The 9,853-nt window shown below is 52.2% G+C and carries 10 protein-coding genes and 1 pseudogene; 10 read left to right on the top strand and 1 reads right to left on the bottom strand.

The annotated features are described in order from the left end of the window. The first annotated feature begins 391 nt into the window (after nucleotides 1–391). The 6 genes and pseudogenes from P1P89_20615 to yhbY all read left to right on the top strand — a co-directional run bounded on the left by P1P89_20615 (nucleotide 392) and on the right by yhbY (nucleotide 4,270). Nucleotides 392–1,675 (top strand): NAD(P)/FAD-dependent oxidoreductase, encoded by a 1,284-nt coding sequence (locus P1P89_20615; GenBank protein ID MDF1593917.1) that lies wholly within the window; start codon nucleotides 392–394, stop codon nucleotides 1,673–1,675. Further along, nucleotides 1,672–1,893 (top strand): FAD-dependent oxidoreductase, encoded by a 222-nt coding sequence (locus P1P89_20610; GenBank protein MDF1593916.1) that lies wholly within the window; start codon nucleotides 1,672–1,674, stop codon nucleotides 1,891–1,893. Before P1P89_20615 ends, P1P89_20610 begins: the two co-directional genes overlap by 4 nt. Then, nucleotides 1,839–2,660 (top strand): annotated as a pseudogene (locus P1P89_20605) (NAD(P)/FAD-dependent oxidoreductase). Before P1P89_20610 ends, P1P89_20605 begins: the two are co-directional and overlap by 55 nt. A gap of 59 nt (nucleotides 2,661–2,719) precedes the next feature. After that, complete coding sequence (locus tag P1P89_20600; protein MDF1593915.1) at nucleotides 2,720–2,875, top strand: NAD(P)/FAD-dependent oxidoreductase; 156 nt, start codon at nucleotides 2,720–2,722, stop codon at nucleotides 2,873–2,875. Nucleotides 2,876–3,098: 223 nt separating this feature from the next. Beyond that, nucleotides 3,099–3,836 carry an RluA family pseudouridine synthase gene (locus P1P89_20595; GenBank protein ID MDF1593914.1) on the top strand — a complete coding sequence of 246 codons (738 nt, stop codon included), beginning with the start codon at nucleotides 3,099–3,101 and terminating at the stop codon, nucleotides 3,834–3,836. A 113-nt stretch (nucleotides 3,837–3,949) separates the two neighbouring features. Beyond that, nucleotides 3,950–4,270 carry a ribosome assembly RNA-binding protein YhbY gene (gene yhbY, locus P1P89_20590; GenBank protein MDF1593913.1) on the top strand — a complete coding sequence of 107 codons (321 nt, stop codon included), beginning with the start codon at nucleotides 3,950–3,952 and terminating at the stop codon, nucleotides 4,268–4,270. A 112-nt stretch (nucleotides 4,271–4,382) separates the two neighbouring features. On the opposite strand, the gene P1P89_20585 is transcribed toward yhbY, so the two are convergent. Further along, a complete protein-coding gene (locus P1P89_20585) occupies nucleotides 4,383–6,134 on the bottom strand; it encodes a cobalamin-dependent protein (GenBank protein ID MDF1593912.1) in 1,752 nt (583 codons plus the stop codon). Between the two features lie 152 nt (nucleotides 6,135–6,286). Between P1P89_20585 and P1P89_20580 the strand changes: the two genes are divergently transcribed. The 4 genes from P1P89_20580 to P1P89_20565 all read left to right on the top strand — a co-directional run bounded on the left by P1P89_20580 (nucleotide 6,287) and on the right by P1P89_20565 (nucleotide 9,551). Beyond that, nucleotides 6,287–7,258 carry a HAMP domain-containing sensor histidine kinase gene (locus P1P89_20580; GenBank protein MDF1593911.1) on the top strand — a complete coding sequence of 324 codons (972 nt, stop codon included), beginning with the start codon at nucleotides 6,287–6,289 and terminating at the stop codon, nucleotides 7,256–7,258. 23 nt (nucleotides 7,259–7,281) lie between these two features. Beyond that, nucleotides 7,282–8,040 (top strand): response regulator transcription factor, encoded by a 759-nt coding sequence (locus P1P89_20575; protein MDF1593910.1) that lies wholly within the window; start codon nucleotides 7,282–7,284, stop codon nucleotides 8,038–8,040. Between the two features lie 87 nt (nucleotides 8,041–8,127). Continuing rightward, nucleotides 8,128–8,466 (top strand): hypothetical protein, encoded by a 339-nt coding sequence (locus P1P89_20570; protein ID MDF1593909.1) that lies wholly within the window; start codon nucleotides 8,128–8,130, stop codon nucleotides 8,464–8,466. Nucleotides 8,467–8,777: 311 nt separating this feature from the next. Beyond that, nucleotides 8,778–9,551 (top strand): hypothetical protein, encoded by a 774-nt coding sequence (locus P1P89_20565; protein MDF1593908.1) that lies wholly within the window; start codon nucleotides 8,778–8,780, stop codon nucleotides 9,549–9,551. Nucleotides 9,552–9,853: the final 302 nt, after the last annotated feature.

The following is a 9,853-nucleotide window of genomic DNA, read 5'->3' as shown; positions in this document are numbered from 1 at the left end:
AACCTCCTTTTAGTGTTAAGGGTTTATTTTTGGCTGCCCGTATGCTATCAGGAGGTTATCTTTTTTTCTACGCGATAATAAATTTTGTTTTTACTACTCTCGGAGGTATATTCTCTCCTCTTTTTAATATATAACGTTCTTTGATATATTGATTACCTAATTTCAGACACATTTATTTTGATATTTATTTCAGATCACAGAAGTGATCAGTCTTTTGATAAGAGAATATAATTCCAAGAGAGGGGGCCACATAGATTACCCCATATCCTGAACACTTAAAATTCTAAAAATTCACGTCGCCTCTCACGCGGGGCAGGGTAAAAAGGGGGCTTTGCCCCTTTTTCAATGGATTGAAGTTGATAATCGGGGCATTCATGCTATTATACCGATTATGATTCAAAACCGATATGACGTCGTCATTGTAGGCGCAGGACCTGCGGGGCTTGTCGCCGCCATTGAATGCTGTCGCCCGGATAAAAGCATCCTTGTTCTGGAAAAGATGCACAAGCCCGCCCTGAAACTGGGGATCTCCGGCAAGGGGCGGTGCAACATCACAAATAGTGCGGAGATAAAGGCGTTTATTGCGCACTTCGGCAGGAACGGCAGATTTTTACGGCATGCCTTCGGCAAGTTTTTCAATACGGAACTGCTGGCCTATTTCGAGGACCTCGGCGTTCGCTTCAAGCTTGAACGGGGCGGCCGATATTTCCCCGGCAGGGACAGTGCCCTGGAAGTTGTGGACGCGCTGATCGGCAAAACTAAAAAACTGAACATTCCCATTGCAACCCATCGCGAAGTAACCGCCATAACACAACAGGCGGACGGGGAGTTCAGCCTGGACATACGGAAAGGCGTACACCCCGGAAATAAACCCCCGGAGCGGCTGACGGTAAAAGCCGGCAAGGTCCTACTGGCGACCGGCGGGAAATCGTATCCGAAAACCGGCTCCAGCGGGGGGGGATATCCGCTGGCATCCAGCCTGGGTCATACCATTACGCCGCTTTTACCCGCGCTCGTTCCCATAACGACAGGCGGCGAAACAGCCGCAAAACTGCAGGGGCTGGCCCTGAAAAATGTCTCCGCAAGTGTCTGGTGCGAAAGCAGGAAGGTTGCCGAGGAATTCGGAGAAATGGTATTTACGGATGATGGCGTGTCCGGTCCGATCATCCTGTCGCTCAGCCGGACGATTGTGGCGCTTCTGGATAAAAAACGGTGTGTAAGGATTGTTATCGATTTAAAGCCCGCGCTGGCGCATAAAGCGGTTGATCTGCGGCTTTTAAGGGAAATCAACGAACACGGCAAGCAGGAATTCAAATCCCTGCTGAAACGGCTTGTGCCGATGCAATTAATCCCGATTTTTATTGAAAAACTGGGGATTCAAGCAGATATGAAGCTAAGCCAGCTCCGCCTTGAGGACCGCAAAGGGCTGCGGCTGCTGCTGAAAGAGTTTTCGCTGGAAGTCAGCGGGCACCGGTCCTTTGACGAGGCGATTGTCACCGCCGGCGGCGTGAGCATCAACGAGATCGACCACAGGACCATGGAATCAAAACGGGTTAACGGGTTGTATTTCGCGGGGGAAATCATCGACATCGATGCCGATACCGGCGGTTTCAATTTGCAGGCGGCCTTTTCAACAGGGTGGCTGGCGGGGAGATCGATGGGAGAATCGGTTTGACCCACTTTGATGTCATTATCATCGGCGCAGGCGCTTCAGGCCTGATGTGCGCCGGAACTGCCGGCCGGCGGGGACGCCGCGTGCTGGTTCTTGAAAGAAACAGCCGGCCGGGGGAAAAAATTTTATATCCGGAGGCGGACGGTGCAATTTTACCAATCTGCATGTGGAACCCGGCTGCTTTATTTCGGAAAATCCGCATTTCTGTAAATCCGCTTTAAAGCGCTATGCCCAGCGGGATTTTATTGCGATGGTGGAGGCGCACGGCATCCCGATACAGGAACGCGGGCAAGGGCAGCTCTTCTGCCGGGATTCCGCCGGGGATATACTCCGGATGCTGCTGGCGGAATGTGAACAGGCCGGTGTTCGCATCCTGACGGGGTGCGAGACAACCTCGATAGCGGCGAATCAAAATGAAAACGACGATCCCAAGAGGTTCCTGCTGTCGACAAACAAGGGTGAGTTTTCAACGACCGCTCTGGTGGTTGCCACCGGGGGGTTGTCCATGCCCGAGATAGGCGCCGGCGGCTTCGGATATGACATCGCCCGGCAGTTTGGGCTGCGCGTTTTGCCGACCCGGGCCGGCCTGTCGCCGTTTCGCTTCAGCGACGGCTTTCGGGCGGTGGCCGAACGCCTGTCGGGTGTTTCCCTGGAAGTGACACTGGGCGCCGGCGCTAAGACATTCGGCGGAAGCGTGCTGTTTACCCATCGCGGGCTGAGCGGACCGGCGGCGCTGCAGCTGTCCAATTACTGGCGGCCCGGGCAAGCCCTAACGATGAATGTATTGCCCGGCACCAACCTGCCGCAGTGGCTGCGGGTGCAGAAGCAGGACCACCCGAAAGCGCTCCTGCGCAATCTGCTGGCACAGCGACTGCCGAAACGTCTGGTTCATGAGCTGCAGGCCCTCTTCTGGCGGTCATGGGCGGACAGGCCTGTCGCCGAGCTGCCGGATTCCGCGCTTGTCCGTGTCGCTGAAGGGCTTTCGCACTGGCAGTTAAAACCTTCGGGAACAGAAGGCTACCGGACCGCCGAGGTAACCCTGGGGGGGTGGATACGGATGAGCTGTCCTCCAAAACCATGGAAAGCAGGCGCCGGCGGGGGTTGTACTTTATCGGGGAAGTCGTCGATGTCACCGGACATCTGGGCGGATTTAATTTTCAATGGGCCTGGTCGTCGGGGGTTGCGGCCGGGGAGTTTGTATAATAGGGCGGGGTTCAGGGGTTCCGGGGTTCAAGGATAGGGAAAAATGGGAGGTATGCACGCCTGTGGGCTGATAAGCTGTGACCAATGCTCTTGTAATAATAACGACATGAAATAAAAAATCCCTCCTAACCTCCCTTTGGCAAAGGGAGGAAGAATTCCCCTCTTTGGAAAAGAGGGGCCATGGGAGATTTGTCAATAAATGTCTATTTAATAGGTAGTTGCGATGACGAAACGACTAAGCTCAGTTACAAAGTTCCTGCCGAAAGGGCTTGTGATCCTTCACGAGGACCGGGATATTCTGGTGGTGGATAAGCCGCCGGGCCTCCTGACAGTGGCTACGGAAACGGAAAAAGTGCGCACGGTGCACTTTGCCCTGACGGATTATATCCGCAAGGGCAGCGCCAAATCCCGGAAACAACTCTATATCGTTCACCGGCTGGACAAGCAGACTTCGGGCGTGCTCATCTTTGCCAAGACTGAAACGGCCAAGGCCAATCTGCAGGGCGGCTGGAAGAAAACCGAAAAGAAGTATCTGGCGGTGGTTTACGGCAAAGTTGCCGAGCGCTCCGGCACCATTACGTCGCACCTGACGGAAAACAAGGCGAGCCAGGTCGTTTATGCGACGACCGACACCACCACCGGGAAGCTGTCCCACACGGCATATACGGTTCTGCGGGAGACGAAGATATTCTCTCTGCTGGAGGTCCGGCCCTTGACCGGGCGAAAGAACCAGATACGCGTTCACCTCGCTGATATCGGGCACCCGGTTGTGGGCGACCGGAAGTACGGAAAAGCGAATGAACGCCATGACCGCATGGCGCTTCATGCCAGATCGATTGCCTTTGATCATCCCTTCAGCGGCCGGCGCCTCTTTTTTGAGGCAAAAGTGCCGGAATATTTCGACAAGCTGGTGGGTCCAATCCCTCCACACCTCCTTTCTCAAGAGGGTGTGTCACAATGAATAAATGTCGTCGCGCCAGACGGGCGAAGCGAGATATTGTTGATTTCGAAAGGGAATTTATGAAAAGTTATATATACCAAGGAATGCGGAAAAATATAGGATCGGAGGTTTAGATGGAAAAACTGAAAGGGTTTCAGAGAAAATATCTAAAGGGGATCGCCCATGGTCTTAAACCGGTGGTTTTTGTCGGACAGAAGGGAATTACGCCTGAGGTTACCAAGGCCATCGGTGAAGCATTAGATCAACATGAGCTGATCAAGATAAAATTTATTGAGTTCAAGGAAAAAAGCCTGAAGGCAGAAATTGCCGGCGCCATTGAAAGGGAGACCGCATCCGAGCAGGTGGGAATGATCGGTCACATGGCTATTTTTTACCGTCCGCAGAAAGACCCTGAAAAAAGAAAGATCTTGCTGCCAAAGCGGGGGCCGTCCTGAACCGCAACTGCGAGCGCATTCCGCCGCCCCGCCTTGGCGGGACGGCGGGGTTCTTCAAAAGTCGAAGTTTAAGAACAGCTTCCTGTCAATAGCAACAGAAACTGCAGCAGCGCTATCGCCCCGGAACCGGAGAAAGTCTGCCGGTTACCCATTGGACGCAGGCGGTTGCCGCTTCGGAATGTTTTATAATTTTACGCTCCAGGGCCATGGCGGCGGCGTTTTTCTCATAATACGATCCGGGTTCATAGGACCAGCCGCGGGCCAGCCGTTTTTCTTCCCGTTTCAGCATTAAATGTATAAAGCGGCCCGCCGGCGCGGCAAAGAGGCGGGTCTTCCAGCCGAACTCCGCGTAAAGCCGCTTCAGAAGGTCATTTAATCTTGTTTCCATTTTTCCGCTGCCGCGGTAGTATTTCGTCATTGCCCAGACGGCGGCGCTATAAGCGGTCCGCAGCAGGCCTACCTTGGCGCCAAAGCGATCACGGATGCGTTTTTCCGGGTGGTGTTTATATCGCTGCCAGCCCTCCAGGGTCGTGTCGATCAGGCGGGCCAGGCTGGGACCGTTGACCTCGAAATCGCGCCTGAACGCACTGAGCAGAAATTGCTCCTCTGCGCCGTCCATGATGTGGGGGTGGCGGTAATTGAAGCGGTATTGCCCGTGGGCGTCCGCCAGCGGAAACTCCGATTCGGACAAGAGGGTTCCGTTCCGGCGGTGCTCTTCGTAAAGGGGGGTGCCGGCCACCGGCGTATAGAGCATGAACTGATGAAAAACGGTGTCATGGGAAACGGCATAATCGATGATTCGGTCGATGTTTTGGGGTGTGTGGTGTTCCAGTCCGATGATGGATGAGCCCAGAACCCTTATGCCGTGCGACTTTAAGGTTTTCACCAGAAGGCGTGTGTCGACATTGCGCAGTTTGGCATAGCGGCTGTCCTCGCCCTCCAGCCCCATCCAGACCCAGGAAATCCCCAGCCCGACCAGTTGCTCGATGGTATAGGATTGCAGCACCCGGGCGGAGCTGAAAACATACAGAGACCAGCTTTTGTTATGCTGTTTCATCAGTTCCAGGAGGCGCAGCGCCCGCTGGCGATGGAACAGAAAATTTTCGTCCATCACAAAAAAAGACCGCACCTTGAGTTTGGATTCGATCCGGCGCATCACGGTAAACAGTTCGTCGCCGCTTTCATAAAAATTGATAAATTTGCCTTTTCCGCCGAACATGGCCGAGGTGGAACAAAAATTACAGCCCAAGGGGCAGCCCACCGATGGGATCAGGATCGCGGCGGTGGATCCGGGGCTGTCCCTAAAGGTGATGCCCAGGCTGCGGGTTCCAAAACCCGAATAGAGCAGCGGATGCCGGACGGGGGCCTCGGGGTCTTGGGCCAGAAATTTCCGGAACCAGCGGACGCCGTCGCCCCTGACGATATGATCGGCGTCGATGATTTGCGCAAGATCGGATCTGTTGGCGATATGACCGCCGATGACGATGACGGCCCGGGGTTGGTGCTTTCGGATCAGTTCGCACATCTTTTTGACTTTAGCGGTATTGACCAGAATCGCACTGATTCCCACAACATCATAGGAACGCTCTTTGATCTCTTCAGTGAAGCGTTCCAGGGTGGGGAAATCAAGGAGGGTGCAGGGCGCATCCATATTGGCCTGCAGCAGCATCAGGCCGAAAGAGCGGTGAAACATGCGCAGGGAAAAGGCCCCCTGGGCACGTGTGACCTGGTTATGGTAAAGCTCCATGGGATTGATTTGGCGGCTGCCGTATGCGTCGTCCCGGGCGTAAGGCCCGAACACACTGCTCAGCAGGATTTTCGCTTTTTTGCCAAGGGGATGAACCGGTGATGCCGCAGCTGTCATGATTAAGCTCCTTCTCGTACGGAACGAATTTTTTTTGCAGTTGAATTCATGGGACTAATCTAATAGAATGCAGGCCGGAAGGAAAGACCGGTTCAGCTGTTTTACAATAGTTTTACATACCGGCGTTTTCAATTTAAGCGGGGATTAGCGTTATGCAGCAATCAAAGTGGAAGTGGATGGTCCACCCGATTTTTGTCTTTATTTTCTCTATCGTGGCCTTGTCGCTTTCCCTTATTCTTTATATTTACTGGTATGTCGAGGTCAGCACCGGACTCAAGGGCGTCATCGAAAGATCCAAAATCAATCCCGGACAGGTCCTGGCGCCGCAGACCTGGGTGGTGATTCTGGTGCTGTCGATCCTTGTGGCGATCATTCTGACAGGAATCTTTATTATTTTCGTTTATAACCTGAAGACATTGCGGCTCTATCGGCTGCAGCGCAACTTTATCGATAGTTTTACCCACGAACTCAAGACCCCGGTGACTTCATTAAAACTGTATCTGGAAACATTCAGAAAATATGAACTGTCCCGGGAGGACCAGCTTAAATATATCAACTACATGATTCATGACACCGACCGCCAGGCCGAGACCATCAACCGCATGTTAAATCTTGCCAAGATTGAAAGCAAAACAATGAAAGGCAAGTTCGTCAGCAGGGATCTGGTTGCGGTATTAAAGCAGTCTTATGAGAAGAACCAGCATGTCTTTAATGGGTGCGAAGTCTTTTTTCATAACCCTTCAGGACGGGCGCTGGAGTGCCGGATCGATCTTCCCCTGTTTGAAATACTGATGATGAACCTGCTGACCAACGCCGTTAAGTACAACGAATCAAAGGTGCCCCGGGTGGATATTACCTTCAACCCCAAAGGCCGGAAATTGCATATCTGTTTTGAGGATAACGGCATCGGGCTGCGCAGGCCGGAAATTAAAAAGATTTTTCGAAAATTTTACCAGACCGGAAAGTCGGAAAACATGACGGCCAAAGGAAGCGGGCTGGGCCTGTACCTGGTGGAAAGCATCATCCGGCTTCACAAGGGCACCGTCACGGCCGCCAACCGGGAAAACAACGCCGGGTCGGTTTTTACCGTCATTCTCCCCCTGGATGCGCCGGCGTCCGTTTAGATGCGTATAGAAAGGAACAAAAGATGAACCCGTCTGAAAAAAAAAGGATACTTGTCATCGAGGACGAGGCGCATATCGCCGAAGGGCTCAAGCTGAATCTGGTGCTTAAAGGCCATGACGTGAGAATTTCCGCAGACGGGGCCAGCGGCCTGCTGGACTGGAAGGATTGGCAGCCGGATTTAATCGTGCTGGACATCATGCTTCCCGGCATAGACGGACTTTCCGTTCTGCGCAATATCCGGCTGGAGGATGAACGCGTCCCGATCCTGATCCTGTCGGCCAAAGGTGATTCCGACGACAAGGTCAAGGGATTTTCATACGGAGTGGACGACTACCTGGCCAAGCCCTTTAATCTGGAAGAGTTTTTGCTGCGGGTGGAACGGCTGCTGCTGCGGGCCTCACGGTACGGCTCCGGGAGCGGCAGCGGGAACGGGGCGTTTCCAGACCGGGAACTGGTTTACGCATTTTGTGGAAACCGGATTGACTTCAGCACGCTGACGGCCTATGGCCCGCGCGGGGAGATACGGCTGACCGAACAGGAAGCGAAACTGTTAAAGCTGTTTATCACCAACCGGGGCAAACCGATTCCCCGAAAAAAACTTCTGGAGATCGGCTGGGGCTATCCAGGGGGAATGAAAACCCGAACCATTGATAATTTTATTGTGCGTTTTCGTAAATATTTTGAAGCCAATCCCCGAAAACCGCTTTTTTTCAAAAGCCTGCGTTCGGTGGGGTATGTTTTCGACCATGATGACGGCGATAAGTCCACATCAGGCAAATAGCAGGCCGAGAGTTCCGAATCAAGGAGGCCGGCAGGTATATTTTAGACGGGCTCAAACCCAACCTCAGCACCGTCGTCGGAAGGTATAATGCGAAGGTCATATAGAAGTCTTGTTTCGGTTTGCTTGGCCATTGGATGCGTCATCTTTATAGGCAGTGTCGGATATGGCGGCATTGATCTTAAAGATGATTTTGAATCCGGTATGCTCTTTTCGATCTGGACAATTCAGCATCTTTCAGAAAACGCTCTGCGGCATGTATCCGCTCCGGTCCGCACCGGACAGCGAGCGATTGAAATCACCGTCTACCCGGGAGCGGTCTCGGGCGTCGGCGCCGACGGGCAGGTAACCGAGCGGGCTGAACTTCGGGAAGCCGCCGCAGTCCGATTACGGATGGGCACTGAAGCCTGGTATGCTATTTTTTTCTAATTCCTTCCGATAGTACCCAGAATCAACCTGGACGGCAGACTGCAGGTCTGGAAGGACGGTAAACTGATCGTCGACAATCGCGGTGCGCCGTGGTATCAGGATCATGAAGAAGAGACTTATTTCAAGTTCGGTCTTTACAGGGATCATTTGACGATAAACATGCGGATTTTTTTGACCGATTTCGCCGCGGACAAAGCTATGAAGCGGTCTGTATCTCAGACAAATGACATGCTGGAGGTAAAATCCGGTCTTTCGCTTATCTTATAATGCGATAACTAGTCCAGCGGCGAACTACAACAGAGAGGGATTAAATGAACACGTCAGCTTTTAATCTTGACAAGGAAGCGGAAGAGCTATTTAAAAAATTACAGGGAATCGACACAGACTATGCCAAGAACTGGCTGGCCGAAGGGCTTGAAAAATTTAAAAAGATTGAAGATCAGCGACAGGCTCTTTTGGTGGATCTGGTCCGCCAGCTCAGCACATATATGCTGGATGAGCATCTTTACCGGGACAGCATGGTCGAGGAGGAAATCCTTAATCAGATTGATGAAACCCTCGCGCATCTAGCTAAAGCCACGCCCGGCAAACGAAGCATCCTTGTCCGTTTTCGCGGGTCACCCGATGATCCGACTGTTTCCGAAAAAAACGACTATGAAGTGATCTTCAGCAACACCCGGGTTGATGCCGGCGCTGTTGTAGAAATGATCAAGCGAAGCGGAGATGGAAACTTGCGCCTTGTGGACCAGTTGAATCGTGCTTTTACAACATTTTCGGAATATAATATATTTTCTCTCTTTATTAAGATCCCCGGGGATTCTCCCAAACAACGAAGCCGCCTGCATGACACCCTGCAGGCACTGGTCCGCTATAAAACCTCCGCGGAAACAGGCACACCCATAGTGTTTTCGAGAGAAGGCGGCAATGAAGCTTCTTTTCCAGTGGTGCGTAATGAAACCGGTACGCCCGATATTACCCTGACCTTAATGGCGGTAGCCAACAACTTAAAACCGCAGATAACAAAACTGTTAGTTGATAAGGTGGCTAAGTCAAATGGGTGCGGCTCTTTTAAAACGACCCTATAAAGTAGTAATAATAGCGAGTTAGACAGTTTATGGACCCAAGCATTGATTATTTGATGCCGGGTTAGCATTTTTTAAAATGGATAAGTTCAGTTTTTTAGATCTCTTGTCGTGAACAATTGGAGACAATGATGAAAAACTTTTTTTTCGAAGATGCTAATTTTCTGCTGGACCTTGATCTATTTCTTTGCTATGGGAAAATGGCAAAGGAGGACCGGCATGATCAGCGCAAGAGACAATCAACGATTCTGTGGTCGGGAATTTACCCGCGAAGAGCTTTACTTGATCCAGGAAGTGGTCGAGAC

The organism is Desulfobacterales bacterium (assembly GCA_029211065.1).
Lineage (GTDB): Bacteria > Desulfobacterota > Desulfobacteria > Desulfobacterales > JARGFK01 > JARGFK01.
This window is presented reverse-complemented; position numbering and strand designations above follow the sequence as displayed.

Coding starts and splice junctions, on each gene's coding strand:
- P1P89_20570 (MDF1593909.1), top strand. CDS start 8,128: ATGCGAAGGTCATATAGAAGTCTTGTTTCGGTTTGCTTGGCCATTGGA.
- P1P89_20580 (MDF1593911.1), top strand. CDS start 6,287: ATGCAGCAATCAAAGTGGAAGTGGATGGTCCACCCGATTTTTGTCTTT.
- P1P89_20615 (MDF1593917.1), top strand. CDS start 392: ATGATTCAAAACCGATATGACGTCGTCATTGTAGGCGCAGGACCTGCG.
- P1P89_20565 (MDF1593908.1), top strand. CDS start 8,778: ATGAACACGTCAGCTTTTAATCTTGACAAGGAAGCGGAAGAGCTATTT.
- P1P89_20575 (MDF1593910.1), top strand. CDS start 7,282: ATGAACCCGTCTGAAAAAAAAAGGATACTTGTCATCGAGGACGAGGCG.
- P1P89_20585 (MDF1593912.1), bottom strand. CDS start 6,134: ATGACAGCTGCGGCATCACCGGTTCATCCCCTTGGCAAAAAAGCGAAA.
- yhbY (MDF1593913.1), top strand. CDS start 3,950: ATGGAAAAACTGAAAGGGTTTCAGAGAAAATATCTAAAGGGGATCGCC.
- P1P89_20595 (MDF1593914.1), top strand. CDS start 3,099: ATGACGAAACGACTAAGCTCAGTTACAAAGTTCCTGCCGAAAGGGCTT.